Origin of the sequence: Salinirussus salinus, assembly GCF_009831455.1 — an archaeon.
GTDB lineage: Archaea > Halobacteriota > Halobacteria > Halobacteriales > Haloarculaceae > Salinirussus > Salinirussus salinus.
Genome location: NZ_WOWO01000003.1, coordinates 341458 through 359156, shown reverse-complemented (window position 1 = coordinate 359156; position 17699 = coordinate 341458). Strand labels below are relative to the sequence as shown.

The 17699-nt window shown below is 69.1% G+C and carries 21 protein-coding genes; 12 read left to right on the top strand and 9 right to left on the bottom strand.

Annotated elements, in window-relative coordinates:
* Window positions 1-25 precede the first annotated feature (25 nt).
* Both GN153_RS11780 and uvrA read right to left on the bottom strand, forming a co-directional pair.
* Window positions 26-781 carry a hypothetical protein gene (locus GN153_RS11780; protein WP_159902993.1) on the bottom strand — a complete coding sequence of 252 codons (756 nt, stop codon included), beginning with the start codon at window positions 779-781 and terminating at the stop codon, window positions 26-28.
* An 88-nt stretch (window positions 782-869) separates the two neighbouring features.
* Window positions 870-3905: an excinuclease ABC subunit UvrA gene (gene uvrA / locus GN153_RS11775; protein WP_159902991.1), complete on the bottom strand. Its 3036-nt coding sequence runs from the start codon at window positions 3903-3905 to the stop codon at window positions 870-872.
* Window positions 3906-4027: 122 nt separating this feature from the next.
* Between uvrA and GN153_RS11770 the strand changes: the two genes are divergently transcribed.
* Window positions 4028-4612 (top strand): LURP-one-related/scramblase family protein, encoded by a 585-nt coding sequence (locus tag GN153_RS11770; RefSeq protein WP_159902989.1) that lies wholly within the window; start codon window positions 4028-4030, stop codon window positions 4610-4612.
* Here GN153_RS11770 and GN153_RS11765 read toward each other — a convergent pair.
* The 5 genes from GN153_RS11765 to GN153_RS11745 form a co-directional block, all read right to left on the bottom strand.
* Window positions 4609-5346, bottom strand: a complete 738-nt coding sequence (locus GN153_RS11765; RefSeq protein ID WP_159902987.1) for an SDR family NAD(P)-dependent oxidoreductase — start codon at window positions 5344-5346, stop codon at window positions 4609-4611. The two genes, GN153_RS11770 and GN153_RS11765, sit on opposite strands and share 4 nt — an antisense overlap.
* A gap of 70 nt (window positions 5347-5416) precedes the next feature.
* Window positions 5417-6478, bottom strand: a complete 1062-nt coding sequence (locus GN153_RS11760) for a zinc-dependent alcohol dehydrogenase family protein (RefSeq protein ID WP_159902985.1) — start codon at window positions 6476-6478, stop codon at window positions 5417-5419.
* Window positions 6479-6583: 105 nt separating this feature from the next.
* Window positions 6584-7000, bottom strand: coding sequence for a hypothetical protein (locus GN153_RS11755; RefSeq protein ID WP_159902983.1), 417 nt, complete (start codon window positions 6998-7000; stop codon window positions 6584-6586).
* A 40-nt stretch (window positions 7001-7040) separates the two neighbouring features.
* Window positions 7041-8453 (bottom strand): DUF402 domain-containing protein, encoded by a 1413-nt coding sequence (locus GN153_RS11750; protein WP_159902981.1) that lies wholly within the window; start codon window positions 8451-8453, stop codon window positions 7041-7043.
* A gap of 67 nt (window positions 8454-8520) precedes the next feature.
* Window positions 8521-8679 carry a preprotein translocase subunit Sec61beta gene (locus GN153_RS11745; protein WP_159902979.1) on the bottom strand — a complete coding sequence of 53 codons (159 nt, stop codon included), beginning with the start codon at window positions 8677-8679 and terminating at the stop codon, window positions 8521-8523.
* Window positions 8680-8840: 161 nt separating this feature from the next.
* Between GN153_RS11745 and GN153_RS11740 the strand changes: the two genes are divergently transcribed.
* Window positions 8841-9107, top strand: coding sequence for a thioredoxin domain-containing protein (locus GN153_RS11740; protein WP_159902977.1), 267 nt, complete (start codon window positions 8841-8843; stop codon window positions 9105-9107).
* A 134-nt stretch (window positions 9108-9241) separates the two neighbouring features.
* A complete protein-coding gene (locus GN153_RS17535) occupies window positions 9242-9409 on the top strand; it encodes a hypothetical protein (protein ID WP_201287882.1) in 168 nt (55 codons plus the stop codon).
* Between the two features lie 5 nt (window positions 9410-9414).
* Here GN153_RS17535 and GN153_RS11735 read toward each other — a convergent pair whose 3' ends face one another.
* Together GN153_RS11735 and GN153_RS11730 are read right to left on the bottom strand one after the other, a co-directional pair.
* Window positions 9415-9708 (bottom strand): hypothetical protein, encoded by a 294-nt coding sequence (locus GN153_RS11735; protein WP_159902975.1) that lies wholly within the window; start codon window positions 9706-9708, stop codon window positions 9415-9417.
* Window positions 9709-9723: 15 nt separating this feature from the next.
* Window positions 9724-10767, bottom strand: a complete 1044-nt coding sequence (locus tag GN153_RS11730; RefSeq protein WP_159902973.1) for a radical SAM protein — start codon at window positions 10765-10767, stop codon at window positions 9724-9726.
* 186 nt (window positions 10768-10953) lie between these two features.
* Between GN153_RS11730 and GN153_RS11725 the strand changes: the two genes are divergently transcribed.
* The 9 genes from GN153_RS11725 (at window position 10954) to GN153_RS11685 (ending at window position 17645) form a co-directional block, all read left to right on the top strand.
* A complete protein-coding gene (locus tag GN153_RS11725) occupies window positions 10954-12093 on the top strand; it encodes an acyl-CoA dehydrogenase family protein (RefSeq protein ID WP_159902971.1) in 1140 nt (379 codons plus the stop codon).
* A 227-nt stretch (window positions 12094-12320) separates the two neighbouring features.
* On the top strand, window positions 12321-12557 hold the full coding sequence (locus tag GN153_RS11720) for a hypothetical protein (RefSeq protein ID WP_159902969.1): 237 nt from the start codon (window positions 12321-12323) through the stop codon (window positions 12555-12557).
* A gap of 111 nt (window positions 12558-12668) precedes the next feature.
* The gene (locus tag GN153_RS11715; RefSeq protein ID WP_159902967.1) at window positions 12669-13439 is read left to right on the top strand and encodes an SDR family NAD(P)-dependent oxidoreductase; all 771 of its coding nucleotides are present in this window, start codon (window positions 12669-12671) and stop codon (window positions 13437-13439) included.
* A gap of 178 nt (window positions 13440-13617) precedes the next feature.
* The gene (locus GN153_RS11710; protein ID WP_159902965.1) at window positions 13618-14586 is read left to right on the top strand and encodes a hypothetical protein; all 969 of its coding nucleotides are present in this window, start codon (window positions 13618-13620) and stop codon (window positions 14584-14586) included.
* Entirely contained in the window at window positions 14586-14999 is a 414-nt protein-coding gene (locus GN153_RS11705) for a Zn-ribbon domain-containing OB-fold protein (RefSeq protein ID WP_159902963.1), read from the top strand. Before GN153_RS11710 ends, GN153_RS11705 begins: the two co-directional genes overlap by 1 nt.
* Window positions 14996-16162 carry a thiolase C-terminal domain-containing protein gene (locus GN153_RS11700; RefSeq protein WP_159902961.1) on the top strand — a complete coding sequence of 389 codons (1167 nt, stop codon included), beginning with the start codon at window positions 14996-14998 and terminating at the stop codon, window positions 16160-16162. Before GN153_RS11705 ends, GN153_RS11700 begins: the two co-directional genes overlap by 4 nt.
* Window positions 16163-16301: 139 nt before the next feature.
* Window positions 16302-16520, top strand: a complete 219-nt coding sequence (locus tag GN153_RS11695) for a hypothetical protein (RefSeq protein WP_159902959.1) — start codon at window positions 16302-16304, stop codon at window positions 16518-16520.
* A gap of 49 nt (window positions 16521-16569) precedes the next feature.
* A complete protein-coding gene (locus tag GN153_RS11690) occupies window positions 16570-17421 on the top strand; it encodes an alpha/beta fold hydrolase (protein ID WP_159902957.1) in 852 nt (283 codons plus the stop codon).
* A gap of 71 nt (window positions 17422-17492) precedes the next feature.
* A complete protein-coding gene (locus GN153_RS11685) occupies window positions 17493-17645 on the top strand; it encodes a rubrerythrin-like domain-containing protein (RefSeq protein ID WP_159902955.1) in 153 nt (50 codons plus the stop codon).
* Window positions 17646-17699 lie beyond the last annotated feature (54 nt).

Genomic DNA, 17699 nt, shown 5'->3' with positions numbered 1-17699 from the left:
TTATGCCCGGCCCCGCGCTCTCGGGTCAGGCCCAGAGCCCGAACCGGAGGCCGACCATCACGAAGACGATGGCGAGTTGCATCGCGCCCTGGAGGCCGCCGAGCTTGGCGTTGCGCATCCCGATCTCGCCGACGAGCTCGTAGTCGGGGTCGCCGGAGGTGAGCTGGCGGTAGATCCGGACCTCGCCGGGGAGGATCACGCCGAAGCCCTGGACCGACAGCAGCGTGACGATCACGAGTGTGGCGACGATCCACGGCGAGGTCATCCCGAACTCGGGCAGCGTGGTGGCGAGGAAGGCGCCGCTCCCGACGACGGCCACAGCGAGCGCGGCGAGCGTCTTCCGGTCGGTCAGCGCGTCGAACTGGTGGCCGATGAGGAGGACGATGGGGATGGTGGTGGCGGCGGTCATCAGCGCCAGCCAGGGCATGAAGTTCGGGAAGCCGCGGTTCAGCCCCATCACGATCCCGGCGGTGATCGTCACCGTCGCCAGCACCGGCATCAGGAAGGTCATCTTCGGGGTGAACTTCGCGAAGAAACTGCCCCGTTCCTCCGGGTCGAGGCCGCCGACGACCGGGCCCAGGACGGCGCCCATGAAGATGTCGACGCCGGTCCAGAGGACGCCGGCCATCACGTGGACGTAGACCAGCGCCCGCGGGTCGTTCGACGCGATCGCGCCGGCGAGTGCGAGTACCGGTATCGCGACAGCCGCCCCGGCAAACGCCGGGTTCGCACGCTGTGCCAGGCCGCCGATCCCCCCGAGAGTCCGGTCTGCGGTCGCCATGCGTGCCCGTGCTCCCGACGGTGACTAAAACATGGCGCTGGCGACACCATACCCACCCGGCCCGCGCTCTCGGTCGGAGCCGCCAGGGTCAGTCGTCGCCGGCGCCCGCACCGGTCGCCTGTTCGCCCTCGCGCTCGCCTTCCGGGGCCGGTGCCCCGATGGGTTCCCGGTCGGCACGCGGCCCCTCCAGGTCGACGCCGGGCAGGAGGTCCCGGAGGTACCGGCCCGTGTGCGAATCCTCGACCCGGGCGACCTCTTCGGGCGTCCCGGTGGCGACGACGTCGCCGCCGCGCTCCCCGCCCTCCGGCCCGAGGTCGACGATGTTGTCGGCGTTCTTGACGAGGTCGAGCTCGTGTTCGATGACGACGACCGTGTTGCCCTCCTCCGTCAGCCGGTGGAGCACGTCGATGAGCTTGCGCTCGTCGGCGGGGTGCAGGCCGGTGGTCGGCTCGTCGAGCAGGTAGAGCGTGTCGCCGGTGTCCTTCTTGCCCAGCTCCTCGGCGAGCTTGACGCGCTGGGCCTCGCCACCCGAAAGGGTCGTCGAGGGCTGGCCCAGGCGCATGTACCCCAGGCCGACGTCTTTCAGCAGCTTCAGCCGCCGGCGGAGCTGGCTGTGGCTCTCGAAGAAGTCGTAGGCCTCGTCGACGGTCATGTCGAGCACGTCCGCGATGGTCTTCCCGCGGAACTCGACCTCGAGGGTCTCGTCGTTGTAGCGGGCGCCGCCACACTCCTCGCAGGGGACCTGCACGTCCGAGAGGAAGTTCATGTCGATTTTGACGGTGCCCTGGCCGCCACACTCCTCGCAGCGGCCACCCTTGACGTTGAAGGAGAAGCGACCTTTCTGGTAGCCCCGCCGGTTGGCGAGGTCGGTCTCGGCGAACAGCTCCCGGACGTAGTCGAAGACGTTGGTGTAGGTTGCCGGGTTCGAGCGGGGCGTCCGGCCGATCGGCGACTGGTCGATCAGCCTGACGGTCTCCACCTGCTCCAGGCCCTCGATGGCGTCGTGCTCGCCGGGGTCGACGCTGGTGTTGTCGTTCATCTCGCGGGCCAGCCCCTTGTAGAGCACCTCGTGCATCAGGGTGGACTTGCCCGACCCCGAGACGCCCGTGATCGCCGTGAAACAGCCAAGCGGCAGGTCCACGTCGACGTCCTTGAGGTTGTGCTGGCGGGCGCCCCTGACCGTGAGGTGGCCGTCCGAGCCCTCCCCGCAGTCGGGCTCGCGGCGCGTGTCGGGAACGGGAATGGAGCGCTCGCCGGAGAGGTAATCGCCGGTCACCGACTCCTCGGTGGCGAGCACCTCCGCCAGCGGGCCGTTCACCACGACCTCGCCGCCGCGCTTGCCGGGGCCCGGCCCCATGTCGATGACGTTGTCCGCCCGCCGCATCGTCTCGGTGTCGTGCTCCACCACGAGGAGGGTGTTCCCCAGGTCCCGCAGTTCCTCCAGGGTGTTCAGCAGGCGGTCGTTGTCCCGCTGGTGGAGGCCGATGGAGGGCTCGTCGAGGACGTAGAGCACCCCGACCAGCCCGGAGCCGATCTGGGTCGCCAGCCGGATCCGCTGGCTCTCCCCGCCCGAGAGCGTCGAGGCCTCCCTGTCCAGGGTCAGATATTCGAGACCGACCTCGCACATGAACCCCAGCCGGGCGCGGATCTCCTTGAGGATCTCCTCGGCGATTTTCGTCTCCCGCTGGTCCATCCGGCTCTCCATCCCCTCGAAGTGGTCGCGGGCGTCGCCGATGGACATCTCGTTGACCTCGGTGATGGAGGTGCCGTCCACGAGGACCGCCCGTGACTCCGCTTTCAGCCGCGTCCCCTCACACGCAGGACAGGTGGTGACGGCCATGAACTCCTCGATGTGCTCGCGGGCCCGGTCGCTGTCGGTCTCGACGTGCCGGCGCTCCAGGTTGTTGATGACGCCCTCGAAGCGCTCGGTCTTCTCACGGGTGCCGTTCTTGGTGGTCCACTCGAAGTGGACGACGTCGTCGGTGCCGTACAGGAACTGCCGGCGGACCTCTGGGTCCAGGTCCTCGAAGGGCGTCTCCAGCGAGACGCCGAAGTGTTCGGCGACGTTGTCCAGCTGCCGGGAGTAGTAGGTGCGGTTGTAGCTCCAGGGCTCGAAGACGTGCTTGAGTGGCTTGGAGGGGTCCTGGACCACCAGGTCTTCGCTGACCTCCTTGGTCGATCCTAGCCCTTCGCACTCCGGGCAGGCGCCGTGAGGGCTGTTGAACGAAAAGGAACGGGTCTCGATGGCGGAGATGTCGATGTTGCAGTGGGTGCAGGCCAGGTCCTCCGAGAACTCGACGGTCAGGCGGTCGTCACCGTCGCCGGCCCCTCCCTCGTCGTCGGCGAGGTCGCCCGTCGAGCGGGCGGTCGACCCGCCGAGGTCGCCGGTATCGGCGGGCGGGTCCGGGAGGATCACCTTCAGGACGCCGCCGGCTTCCGCCAGGGCGGTCTCGACCGAATCCGTGATGCGCGAGCGGGCCTCCTCGCTGACCTTGACGCGGTCGACGACCACGTCGACGGTGTGGTCGTAGTTCTCGTCGAGCTCCGGCCGTTCGACCGTCAGATCGTACTCTTCGCCGTCGACCTCGACGCGGGTGTACCCCTCGCTCACGAGGTCGTCGAAGCGGTCCTCGAAGGCTCCCTTCTGGTCCCGAACGACGGGCGCACACAGCTTCGCACGTGTCCCCTCGGGCAGCGAGAGCAGCCGGCGGACCATCTGCTGGGCGCTCTGCTCGCCGACTTCCCGACCGCACTCCGGGCAGTGTGGGGTGCCGACCCGGGCGTAGAGGAGACGGAGGTAGTCGTGCAGTTCAGTGACGGTGCCGACCGTCGAGCGGGGGTTGTTGGCGGCGTTTTTCTGGTCGATGCTGATCGCGGGCGAGAGCCCCTCGACGTTCTCGACTTTGGGCTTGTCCATCTGGCCCAGGAAGTTGCGGGCGTACGCCGAGAGGGACTCGATGTAGCGCCGTTGCCCCTCGGCGTAGACGGTCTCGAAGGCAAGCGAGGACTTCCCCGACCCCGAGAGACCGGTCACGACGGTCAGCTCCTCCCGGGGGATGGTGACGTCGATGTCCTTGAGGTTGTGTTCCTCGGCCCCGCGGACCTCGATGGTGTCCCGGCTCATTGCACAGTGGCAGGGACGGGACCCGTGAAACGCTGTCGGTTCCCCGCCGCCGCCGCCGGAGCGACGGCCACGGGGTCGAACGGACACAAGGATTATTCCACACAGCGGTCTCGGTTCGACCGATGGCCACCGACGACACGCGCCGGGGCTCCGCGCTCGACCTCGACGACGACCAGTACACGGTCGAACAGTCGCTGATCCGCAACAAGTACGCCGCCTACGACTCGGACGGCGATCTCGTCGTCCGGGGGAAACAGAAACTCCTCAAGATGAAAGAGGAGTTCCCCTTCGTGGACGCCGACGGCGAGGAGGTCTTCACCGTCGAGGCCGGTCAGATTCTCGATGTCGCCGGCAACTACGCTATCATCGACGCCGAGACCGGCGACCGGGTAGCGCTTCTCGACAACGACTTCTCGATATTTCAGGACGTCTGGACCGTCCGGCACGGCGAGACGGAGGCGGTCGTCGGCCGGATCACCTCCCGCGGGGCCGCGGTCACCCTCGCCCGAAACCTCATCCCCATCGTAGGCCCGCTGATCCCCCACAAGTACGAGATCACCGGCCCTGACGGCGGCCACGTCGGTCAGATCGACGGCGAACTCTCCCTGCGGGACCGCTACCAGATCACCATCGACGACGCCGGCGGCGTGCCCACCGACGCCATCGTCACCGCGGCGATGGTCATCGACGCCATCCAGGGGAACTAGACCCGCTCGGGCAGCCACCCGCCGCTGACCTCGACGTTCTGCCCGCTGATGTAGTCGCTGTCCTCCTCCAGGAAGAACAGCATCGACTGGGCCATGTCCTCGAAGTCCGCGGGGCGGTCCCGCGGGAGTTCCTCGGGGAACTCGTCGGAGTTCTCGACGACGTAGGGGGAGACGGCGTTGACCGTCACGTCGACGTCCTGCGTATCGGCGGCGAGCATCCGCGTGAACATCAGGACGCCGGCCTTGGCGGCAAAGTACGGGAAGTTCTTCGGGCTCACGAGCCCCTTCTCGCTGGAGGCGTAGCCGACGTTGACGATGCGGCCGAACCCGACTTCCCGCATGGTCGGCAGCGCGCGCCGACAGCAGAGGTAGGTGGCGGTGAGGTTGGTGTCCATCACCGTCGCCCAGGTCTCCGGGTCGATCTCGGTCCAGTGGCGGGGCGCGAACGCGCCGACGTTGTTGACCAGGGCGTCCACGCGCCCCAGGCCGGCCTCGACGGCGTCGAACAGCCCGTCCACGTCGTCGGGGTCGGTGACGTCGGCCTGAACGACTGCCGCGTCGACGCCGCGCTCGCGGGCCGCCTCCGCGACCTCCTCGGCGGCCCCGTCGCTGGTCCGGTAGTGGATTGCGACGTCCGCGCCACAGTCGGCCAGCGACAGGAGCAGTTCGCGGCCGACACCCTTCGCGCTGCCCGTGACGAGTCCGACTCGCCCCGACAGATCCGGCGAGATCATACCCCCGCTCGGGGCTCCGTGGGGTTGAACGCTCTGCTACCGGCCGGTGTCCCCGGCCGACGCCGCCCGCTCAGAACTCGGTGATGACGGGGAAGCCGATGGTGTCGAAGTCGGACATCGACTCCAGCACCTCGGGGACGTCGTCGAGCGCGACGGTGTCGCCGATGATCTTCGAGGGGTCGAGCTTGTCCGAGCCCATCATCTCGAAGATCTCGTCGAACCGGTTGGGCTGCATCCCGAAGGAGGCGACGAAGTCGCGCTCGGTGAACACCATCTCGTCGACCGGCAGCGGCACCTCGCCCTCCTCCTCCCCGGTCGTCAGCCCGAGCTGGAGGTGGGTGCCCCGCTTGCCGAGGCTGTCCATGGCGTTGCGGCAGGTGGTCTCGATCCCGAGCGCGTCGACGGCGACGTCACAGCCGCCGCCGGCGATCATCGCGGCCTGGCCCGCGGGGTCGTCGACCTCGGCGGCGTTGACCGTCTCGACGGCCCCCAGGTCCTCGGCGAACTCGAGCTTCTCGTCCTGGAGGTCGACCGCGATGACGTTCGCGCCGGCGGCGTTTGCGATCTGGACCGCCGAGAGGCCGATCCCGCCACAGCCGTGGACGGCGACCCAGTCGCCGGGCTCGACGTCGGCGCGGTGGTTGACGCCGTGGAAGGAGGTGGCGAAGCGACAGCCCAGGCCGGCGGCGTCGACCGGGTCGACCCCGTCGGGGAGGACGACCGCGTTCTGGTCGGCGTCGGGCACCCTGAACCGCTCGGCCCAGGCCCCCTGGGCGTCCGGTGTGAACCCCAGCGGGACGAGGTTGTCACAGATGTTCGACAGCCCCGCCCGGCAGTGCGGGCAGGTCCCGTCGCTCAGGTTGAAGGGGACGGTCACCTGGTCGCCGACCTCGACCGACCCGACCTCCTCGCCGGTCTCGACGACGGTCCCGGCGGGCTCGTGGCCGAAGATCTGCCCCTCCTGTGGGAGCATACCGACCCAGCTCCAGTCGCCCTGCCAGACGTGCCAGTCCGACCGGCAGATCCCCGACGCCTCGGTCTCGATGACGACGTCCTCCGGTCCACACTCCGGCTCGTCGACCTCGGTGATCTCGAACGGTTCGTCGACGTCCTGGAAAACTGCTGCGCGCATTGTACTGATCGCGTCTCCTGATACGACCATAAAGGTGTGTGCCGGCACTCGCTCCGGAGTGGTGCTCGCCCCGGGACAGGGCTCGCGACACCGGCGCGTCCGCCGTCACCGGCGCCGGTCGGTGCCGTCGCCGTCCTCCCGGGCCCGCTCGCGCCACTCCCGCTCCTGGTGGCGCTCGGCGACGTGGCGTCTCCCGTCGGCGACTTCCTCGCGAGCGCGCTCCTCGAAACCGGCCAGGTCCGACAGAAAGCCCTCCTCGAAGCTCTCCAGCAGGTCGTAGGTCCACCGGTCGTCGATGGCTCCCCTGGGCAGGTACTCACACCGGAGCGCGTCCGCCAGCCCGTCGTAGTCAGACGCACGCAACTGTGCCTCCGCCCGCTCGAAGTGGTCCATCGCGTGGCCGGTCTTGTGGTGGACCCCGACCAGGTCACCGTGGGCGCGCCGGAGCCACTCCAGGCCGAGTTCGACGCTGTGTAACGCCTCGCGTTCCTCCTCGCTGAGGTCCGGTAGCTGGTCGACCATGGTGGTTGATAGCATACAACAGGATAAATCACTGTCGCCGCTACAGCGCGTTCTCGACGGCGTCGGCGACCTGGCGCGCCCGCTCGGCCAGCGGTTCGGGGACCTCGCCGGCCTCGACGGCGGCATCGAGTTCGTCGTCGTCGACGCGCTCGACAGTTCCGTCGGGCCGCTTGACCACGTCGACGTGGAGGTCGACGTAGCGGACGGCCTCCGGGAACACCTCGACGGGCGTACAGACGTTGACGTAGGTCCCCCTCGACTCGCCGTCGGCGCTCCGGTAGACCGTCGGGTACCACCACTTTCCTTCCGTGAGCTTCGTCACCGCGACGTCGCCGGGCCGGCGCTCGGTCCCGAGCGCGTCGTAGGTCCCCCGCGAGGCCATCTCCCGGCGCACTCTGATGGTCCCGCCCGTGTCGCGCTCGATGACGTCGGCCTCGCCGAGGACGACCCGCCGGCCGTCGGGTTTGCCGTGGTCGAGCCGCACGGTGTCGCCCTCCCGTGGCCCGAACTGCCGGGTGACGGCGCCGAAGGGGAACGCGTCGCCGCCGTCGCCGGTGACGCTGCCGCCGCGACTGCCGCCAGCGCCGGCCTCGGGACAGACCGCCTCCACGAAGTCGACGGCCGCGCTCGCGGCCCGGGCGCCGGCCTTGACACGGTGGTGGCCGGGCATGGTCGCAGTCACTTCGCGGCGTCGCTCGTCCAGCGCGAACCGCGACTCCCGGCCGAACCAGACGAAGGCGGTGTCGAGGCCGGCCCAGTAGCGGTGTGGTCCGTCCCCGACGGGCGGCCCGTCGGCCAGCCCCGCGTCGATGGCCTCGGCGTGCCCGGCGGCCGCCGCGAGTGCCTCATCCAGCGCGTTGAGGTCGGCGTCGTCGCTGTCCCGGCCCCAGCTCGGCGCCCACCCCTCCGGCGGTTCGGTGGGGACGAGGTCGGCCAGCTCCGGGCTCCCGGTCCCGACACTCGCCGTCCCCCCGCGGACGAGTTCGACCAGGTGACCCGGCACCCGGACGGTGGTCTCCAGGCGCGGGCGGTCGTCGGCCCACGGCGGCGCGGGCTCGGCGACCTGCACCCGCAGGCTGTCCCCGGTCTCGACGTGGCGCTCGGTCTCGGAGTAAGGGAGAAACCCCTCGCCGTCGCCGCAGTCGACGACCGCGCCGGGACGGAGCTCCTCGGTGACCGTCCCGGCGTAGACGCCGCCCAGCGGCAGGTCGGCGTCCCAGGCCAGGGTGTCGACGGCCACGTCCCGCAGCCGGCCGACGACAGCGGCGACCCGGTCGGGCTCGCCCGAGACGACGACGCCCTGGCGGTCGTCGGTCGTCGCGACGCCCGCCGCAGCGGGCTCGGCCGGCAGGGTGGCCTCGAACCGCTCGCGGATCGGCGGCGAGGCCTGGACGATATCCTCAAGCAGCGCGGTCAGGGCGGTCGCGTAGATCCCGCGGATCCGGACGGTCATGGTCGGCCTGGGGCTGCCCGGTTCAAAGCTCCCCCGGCTCGAATGCGCGTCCGGCTGGAGGGGACGCCTAGATGATGAGCCGCAGGAGGAGCACGAGCACGCCGAACAGGGCGCCGAAGGTGAACACCGTCTTGGGGTCGATGCGGATGGCGTTCGAGTCCTCGGCCTCGAAGTACCGGACGAGGCCCGCGCTGGACATCAGCCCGCCACCGTCGCTTGAGCTCATACCCTGCTTTCGTGGGCCGGCGGGCCTAAGCGTTTCGACCCGCGTGCGCGTCCCCTACTCGTCGCTGCGGCCGCGAGGCGCCGGTCGCGTCCGGCGCTCGTGTCGCCGCCACGCCGGAGTGGACAACGCTTATCAGACGCCGTAGCCAACGTCCGGGCCGTATGACAGTCACGCTCAAGGACTTCTACGCCGACTGGTGTGGCCCGTGCAAGACCCAGGACCCGATCCTGGAGGACCTCGAGGAGGAGTACGAGGACGTCTCCTTCGAGAAGATCAACGTCGACGAGCAGCAGGACGTCGCCAACGAGTACCAGGTCCGCTCGCTCCCGACGCTGATCATCGAGAACGAGGACGGCATCGTCGAGCGCTTCGTCGGCGTCACCCAGGCCGAGGACATCGAGGCGGCCTTCCAGGAAGCCGGCGCCTGACCGACCGGTCTCTGCGTCTTCAGGTCTCCCGCGTTTCGTGACGGTGTAGCGGCCGCACTCCGCGGCGCCGTCTCCGGTCGCGGCCTGCCTCCGGCCGGGAGGATTTACGCCGTCGACCGGTAGGTCAACGCGGCATGTCCCACATGACCGCCGAACTCAGCGACGGTACCGAGATCGACGGCGTCCACGAGGTCGTCGAGGGGTCGAACGGCGTCCACCTGAAGCGGGAGGTCGACGGCGAGATACGCCGGGCGGCGTACATCCCCTACCCACAGCTCACCTACGTCTACCAGAACAGGTAGCCCGTTCACTCCCCGGAGCCGACGTCCTCGCCGGCGTCGCCCGCATCGACCCCCAGCGTGTTCGCCGTCTCTATCGCCTCGATACCGTCGAGCCCACGGAGCACGTCGAGGCGGGGCTGGGGGACGGTCACCCGGAAGGCCCCAAACCGGAGGCGCTTCTCGACGGTGCCGACCTCGTCGAGACGGCCGGCCAGGGCCCCGGGGTCGGTGTCCTCCGCGGCGGTCACGCGCAGCGAGACGTCCTCACCCTCGACGGGTTCCTCGCACATCCGCCGGACGGGATGGGAGAGGTAGGTCATGGCGCCGGCGGACCCTCAGTCGGCGGTGGTGCCGGACTCCGACCCGCCGGCCGCCGCGTCGTCGGCCGGCACGACGGGCGTTCGCTCGACGACCGTCCCCTCCACCGTGGGGTACTGCTCGACGATCTCCCCTTCGGGAACGTCGCCGTCCTCGACCATCTCCTCGAGCAGCCACCAGGCGAGTTCGAGGTGGTCGGTCTTCTCGGTGTAGAACTCCCCGGGGACGCCGAGCTCCTCGAACCGGGCGGGCTCGACCCACGTCTTCCCGTAGACGAGCGTTCCGTCGTCGGTCACCTCGTCGAAGGGCCGGCGGACGTTTTGAGCCATCCGCTTGAGGCGGTTGCGGTGCTGGGCGGCGTCCTTGAACACGGAGGTACAGAAGTAGACTTTCTCGTGGTCGCCCATCGTCTCCAGCACCTCGTGGCTCCCCTCGACGGCGCTCATGTGGCCTTCCCGGCGCTCGAACCCCTCCTCCTGCATCCGCCGGAAGTTGCCGTCGCTCATCTCGAACTCGTTGACGTTACAGAAGTCGGCGGCGCCCTCGTCCAGGAACTCCAGGAACTCCTCCTCGCCGCGGATCCCGGGGATCTCGAAGGCGGGGGTGATCCCCTCCTCGCGGGCGATATAGAGAATGTCCTCCCACTCGGTGCCGTGGAGGTCACCCCACAGCTCCAGCGGCGGGTGAAAGCGGATCTCGTCCAGCCCCGCCTCGGCCAGGCGGCGCATGTTCTCGCGGCCGCCGGTGATACCGGTGTAGAGGTGGACGTGGTGGTCGTCGCCGAACTCGTCTTTCAGCAGCGAGATGTACCGACAGGTCCGGTCGAGGACCTCCTGGGGCTCGCCGCCGGTGATAGAGGACCCCAGCGCGTCCATCCGGCGGGCCTCCTCGATCAGGTCCTGGTCGCACTCGACTTTCCGCTCGTTGGCGTAGACGTCGGTGACGTTCTTGCGGTTTTCCCCGAGCGGACAGTAGAAGCAGTCCCGCTGGTCACAGTAGCCGTAGACGAAGACGACCATCTTGCCGCCCTTGGCGCACTGTTCGCAGCCTCGCGAGTGCATCTACACCCGTTTTCACCGCCAGCGACAAAAGCCGTGCGGAACGCCGGCTCGCCGGCTGGCCCCGGACCCTCCGACCCGGGGCCGACGGGGTATCCGCCGGCGACCGAACTGGACAAACGTTGTGAGCGAGTTACACGGCTCAGGACCATGGAAAGATACTTTCCCGCGTATTCCGACGGATCGACTATGAGCTTCCAGCTCACCGACGAACAGCAGGCGATCCGTAACGCCGTGAAGGAGTTCGGCGAGGAGGAGATCAAGCCGGTCGCGCGCGAGCACGACGAGAACCGGGAGTACCCCGAGGACCTCCGCCGGAAGGCGGCGGAACTGGACTTCGTCGCGCCGGGCATCCCCACCGAGTACGGCGGCGCGGGGATGAACGCCCTCTCGTCGATGATCGTCACCGAGGAGCTGTGGCGCGCGGACCCCGGCATCGGGAGCGCCATCGGCTCCGCCGGCTTCGGCACCAACATGATCATCGAGTACGGCGACGAGTGGATGAAAGAGGAGTGGCTGCCGCCGATCGCCGCCGGTGACGCCGTCTCCTGTTCCTGTATCTCCGAGCCCGCCCACGGCTCCAACGTGGCGGGCATGGAGACCACCGCCGAGAAGGACGGCGACGAGTACGTTATTAATGGCAACAAGATGTGGATCACCAACGGCACCGTCGCCGACGTCGGTGTCGTGATGGCGAAGACCGACCCCGGCGAGGGCCACGCCGGCATCACCGCCTTCCTCGTGCCCACCGACCGCGAGGGCTTCAAGACCGAGAAGATCGACAACAAGCTCGGCATCCGCTCCTCCGACCTCGGCGAGGTCATCCTCGACGACGTCCGCGTCTCCGAGGAGAACGTCATCGGCGAGGAGAACAAGGGCTTCTACCAGCTGATGAACTTCTTCGCCTCCGGCCGCACCGGCGTCGCCGCCCAGGCGGTCGGCGTCGCCCAGGCCGCGCTGGACTCCGCCCAGGAGTACGCGGGCGAGCGCGAGCAGTTCGGCCAGAAGATCAGCGAGTTCCAGGCCATCCAGCACAAGATCGCCGAGATGGCCACCAACGTCGAGGCCGCCCGGTCGCTGACCTACCGTGCCGCCGCCCAGATCGAGGAGGACAACGAGATGATGGCCGCGAAGTACGCCTCGATGGCCAAGCTGTTCGCGAGCGAGCACGCCGTCGACGTCGCCGACGAGGCCATCCAGGTGCACGGCGGCGCCGGCTTCGTCACCGACCACCCCGTCGAGCGCTACTACCGCGACGCCCGGATCACGAAGATCTACGAGGGCACCTCGGAGATCCAGAAGAACATCATCGCCGACCAGATCCTCTAGACTGCGACCGTTTGCCTGCGTTCTCTCCGTCTCTTCGGGACGAGTTGCGCACACCCGTCTTCCGTTGCGGTCCACACCTGTTCCCGTCGCAGCCCACAGTAGCAGCACGCGCGACGTACTTTCCGGAGCGTGTCCCGCGTCCAACCGACGCCGACTGGTAACAACGTTGCCAGTACCGCGAAGGTAGCTTCATACCCTCGCTCCGGTAAGCGGACCTTACGCGTCGTATGTTCCGCCTCTTGAAGACGAAACTGACGGTGAACGAGAACGTCCTCGACCAGGTTGCCGGGATCACCGGCGTCGGATGGACGGCCTCCCTCCTCGGGTACCTGAGTACGGCTGTCGGCTACGGCAACGCTCTCATTACGAATCCCCAGTCGCTCCTGTACCTGGGCAGTGCCCTGTTCGTCGTGACACTCGGGCTCGACCGGCTCAAAACCGCCCTCTCGAACAGAAACACGTAGCGCGGGGCCTCCCTCTGCGGCTGTCGCGTCCCGCCGGGCGGTGTGGCGGACCTTTATTAGCCGACCTCACGCAGTCGTAGGTGCACCAATGACACACAGGAGTGATATCCGATGAGCCTCGACCGGTTCAGCGTCGACGGACAGACCGCGATCATCACGGGCGCGAGCCAGGGGATCGGCCGCGAGATCGCCGAACAGTTCGCCGCCGACGGCGCCGACGTGGTGGTCTGCTCGCGCGAGCAGTCGAAAGTCGACGAGGTCGCCGACGGGATCAACGACGCCGACGGCGGCCGGGCGCTGGCCATCGAGTGTGACGTGACCGACCGCGACGCCGTCGAGGCGCTCGTGGAGGCGACCGTCGAGGAGTTCGGCGGGCTGGACTGCCTGGTCAACAACGCCGGCGCCAGCTTCATGGCCCCCTTCGACGAGCTCAGCCCCAACGGCTGGAAGACGATCGTCGACATCAACCTCCACGGCACCTACCACTGCACGCAGGTCGCCGGCGACTACCTCGCCGACGGCGGCGGGACGGTCATCAACTTCGCCAGCGTCGCCGGCCAGCAGGGCTCCCCTGAGATGAGCCCCTACGGCGCCGCCAAGGCCGCCGTGATCAACCTCACGAGCACGCTCTCGGTCGAGTGGGCCGAGAAGGGCGTCCGCGTCAACTGCATCGCGCCCGGCCTCGTGCTCACGCCCGGCGTCGAGTCCCAGATGGGCGTCGAGGCACAGGAGATCGACCGCGAGGAGGTCGACCGCCGGATCGGCGTCCCCTCGGAGATCTCCGACCTCGCGCAGTTCCTCGCGAGCGACGCAGCCTCCTATCTCATCGGCGAGACGGTCACCGCCAAGGGCGTCCCGCGGATCAGCGAAGGCGGCGACTGAACGGCGCCAGTCCGGGCGGCCGGGGTCCGACACTGGCTTTGACTCCGTGTCCGGACGGCTCCGTCCCGACACGGACGACCGACGCCGTCTCGACACGGACGACCGACGCCGTCACGGTCGGGCCGACCCGCATCACGGATCTTTATTATCGGCGGCCGCGTCAGTGGCGTGTGGTAACATGACAGGGATACGCGGCTACGGTGCGTACGTCCCGCTCTACCGGGTCGAGCGGGCCGACATCGCACAGCAACACGGCGGCTACGCCGGCGGCGGGGAGACGGCCGTCCCCGCCCACGACGAGAACGTCGTCACGCTGGGTGTACAGGCGGCCAAGAACGCCCTCGCGAACGCGGGCGCCGACGGCGAGGCGGTCGACGCGGTGTTCACCGCGACGACCTCCGACCCCTTCGACGAGCGGGGCGTGGCGGCCCACGTGGGCCACGCGCTCGGCGCCGGCACCGACGTCCGGACCGGCGACTTCCAGGGCTCGGCGCGGGCGGCCACCGACGCCGTCCTCGCCGCCCGCGACGCCGTCGCGAACGACTGCGAGACCGCACTCGTGGTCGCGGCTGACGTCCTCCGGGCCGACCCCGACAGCGGCGAACTCCAGACCGCGGGCGCGGGCGCCGGCGCGCTCGTGCTCGGCGACGAGGAGGTCGGGGCCTTCGCCGACGCCGCCAGCCACACCACGGGCTACGTCGGCCGGTTCAAGCGGGACGGCTCGCCCGTCACCGGCGACGGCCGGTTCAACCGGAAAAACTACCTCGAGGCCGTCACCGGCGCGGTCGAATCTCTCGAGGACGCCGACGCCGACCACGGCGTCTTCCCGGAACACGACGGCGGCTGGGGCGAGCGGGCCGCCGGCGCCGTCGACCTCGATGCGGACCTGCACAGCACCTTCGACGCGGTCGGGTACGCGGGTGCCGGCGGCGTCCTGCTCGACCTCGCGGCGGCGCTCGACGAGGCGTCGGCCGGCGAGCGCGTCCTGCTGGCCTCGTACGGCCCCGGCGGCAGCGACGCCGTCGCGGTCGACGTCTCGGAAGATACGACACCAGAGATGACAGTCCAGGAGTACCTCGACAGCAAGGAGTACGTCACGTACGCCAAACACCTCTCCTTCCGCGAACAGCTCGGAGGTGACGCCTGATGCACGAGCCGCCCTTCGTCCGCGACCGCGCGGCCAACGAACGGCTCGAGGCCTGGGAGTGTGGCTCCTGTGGCTACGTGACCATCCCCGAACGACGGGAGGTCTGCAAGCGGTGTGGGGAGTACCCCGACTGGAACGAGGTCCAGCTGGCCGAGCGCGGGACGGTCCAGTCCTACGTCGTCCAGCAACGCCTCCCCGACGAGTTCGAGACGCCCCTTCCCGTGGCGGTGGTCGACATCCCCCAGCAGGGGGGCGGCGAGCCCGCCCGGGTGTACGGTCTCTTTACCGAGACCAACCCCGACGACGTCGAGATCGGGATGGAGGCCGAGGCCGACTTCCGGACCATGTTCGACATCGACGGCCTGCCGGTGAATTCCTTCAAGTTCAAGCGCCCGCGGGGTGACCGGCTATGAGGGACGTCGCCATCGCCGGTGCCGGCATCATCGACTTCGGCGAGCTCTTCGAGCAGTCCTTCGACGAGATGGCCGAGCAGGCCTTCATGAACGCGGTCGAGGACGTCGACCACGGGATCGAACCCGGGGAGATCGACGCCGCCTTCTTCGGGACGCTCGACATCGCCAACGACGCCTCCAGTGGCCTGGGAGCCTCCCACTCCACGGGCCTGTTCGGCATCCCCTCCAGCCGGGTCGAGAACGCCTGTGCGACCGGGAGTACTGCCTTCCGGCAGGCGACCACCGCGGTCCGGGCGGGGCAGGCCGACGTGGCGCTGGTGCTGGGCGCCGAGAAGATGCGGGACTCCGCCGAGGGGCTGATCGAGGGGGCGGCACTCGACCAGGTCTGGCGGGGCCGGGGCGTGACCATGCCCGCCTTCTTCGGGATGCGCGCCACCCGCCACATGCACCAGTACGGGACCACCCGCGAGCAGATCGCGAAGGTCTCGGTCAAGAACCACGAGAACGGCGCGAAGTACCCCCACGCCCACTACCAGTTCACCTGCAGCGTCGAGGACGTCGTCGAGGGGCCGCAGGTGACCTACCCGCTGAACCTCTACGACTGCTGTCCGGTCACCGACGGCGCCGCCGCGACCATCGTCGTCAGCGAGGACGTCGTCGAGGAGTACACCGACGACCCCGTCTGGGTCGCCGGCTCCGGTCTCTCGACCGACAGTCTGCTGCGCGGCGACGACGAGGCGCTCGTGGGTTTCCCCGCCAGCACCCAGGCCGCCAGCCAGGCCTACGACGAGGCCGGGATCACCGCTGAGGAGATCGACGTCGCCGAGGTCCACGACTGCTTCACGATCACCGAACTCGTGACCTACGAGGACCTCGGCTTCTGCGAGAAGGGCAAGGGCGGGGAGTTCATCGACTCCGGCGCGCCCGAACTCGACGGCGAGACGCCCGTGAATCCGTCGGGCGGCCTGCTCGCGAAGGGCCACCCCATCGGCGCCACCGGCGTCGCACAGATCAACGAGATCTACGAACAGCTGCGGGGCGAGGCCGGCGCCGTCCAGGTCGGCAACGACCCCGAATACGGCCTCCAGCACAACGCCGGCATCGGCCGCAACGCCACCGGCAGCATCTCCTGTGTGAACGTCCTCTCGGCCGAGCGGCCCTGACCGGGCCCGGGACCCTTCTCCGGCGCACACGCGCCGTCGCGGTCGTGACCGGCGGGGGTTACACCGGCGGTCGCTCTTAAAACCCGGGAGTACTTGGCGGCGTGACGTATGGTTGGGCATCGACTAGCCGGCACCGCTGATGACCGGACGCGACCCCGGCGGACGGATGCTCGCGCGGCGCTGGACCATCGCGGCCAACTACCGCGAGCCCGCGGACTTCGGGATCCCGGAGGCGCCCACCTTCGAGACGTGCCACACGACCTGCGGGCGGGTGGCCTTCTACCCGGAGACCGCGGAACCGAACACGACGACCGACCCGGTGCTGGTCGCGGAGTCGGTCCGGCGGGTCCGCCGCTGACGGCCGGCGCGCCGGAACACATACAACCGTCCCGCGAGACGCCCCGCACATGACGACACACGAGGAGTGGACCGCCAAGCAGGACAGCACGACAGTCGGGCTCGACGACCACGAGGTCGAGGTCGCCTACTACGAGGGCGGCGACCCCGCGGACCACACCGTCGTCTTCCTCCACGGCATCCCCACCTGGTCCTTTCTCTGGCGGGACGTCGTCGGAGTACTGGAAGACGATTACCACGTCCTCGCGCCGGACATGGCGGGCTACGGCAACTCCGACATGCGCGACGGCTTCGACCGCTCGGTCCGTGCACAGGAGGACATGCTCGGGAATCTGCTCGACGACCTCGGGGTCGACCGGCCGGTCTCGCTGGTCGCCCACGATATCGGCGGGGGTGCCGCGCTCCGGATGGCCGCCCACGAACCGGAAGCGGTCGAGAATCTCGTCCTCTCGAACGCCGTCTGTTACGACTCCTGGCCCGTCGAGTTCGTCTCGAACCTCGGGCTGCCCGACACCACGGAGATGGATTTCGAGGAACTGGAGGGACAGCTCGATTTCGCCTTCGGGGACGGCCTCTACGGCGACGCGGAGGACCACAAGGACTTCGTCGAAGGGATGAAAGTCCCCTGGCTCACCGAGGAGGGCCGACGCTCCCTGTCGCGAGACGCCGTGGCGACGAACACCAACCACACGACGGAGCTCGACTACGCGGCGATCACCGCCGACGTCACCTGCCTGTGGGGGGTCGACGACGTGATGCAGCCGCTCGCCTACGGCGAACGCCTCGCCGAGGACGTCGCCGGCGACGGCGAGGTCGTCCGGCTGGAGGGGGCCTTCCACTGGGTCGTCGAGGACCGGACGGAGGGCTACCGCGAGGGGCTGGCCGACGCCTTCGGCGTGTAGGGCGCGCCGACAGTTCCCGGCGGACGGGAATCGCCGACGTTCTTTACCCGCTCCGTGGCAAACGGTAGCACATGGGAGAGCAAGAGGTCGACCCCTACGACAGGGAACCGCCGTTCACCTACGAGTGTATGGAGTGTGGGAAGCGCGTCGAGGCCGACCACCAGCCCGAGGAGTGTCCCGGCTGTGGCGGGCAGATGCAGGACCTCGGGGTGCCGCGGGAGTGAGGGAGGTGCGACAAGACGGCCAAACCAGGTGTGTGAGGGGAGTGTTTAGTTAGG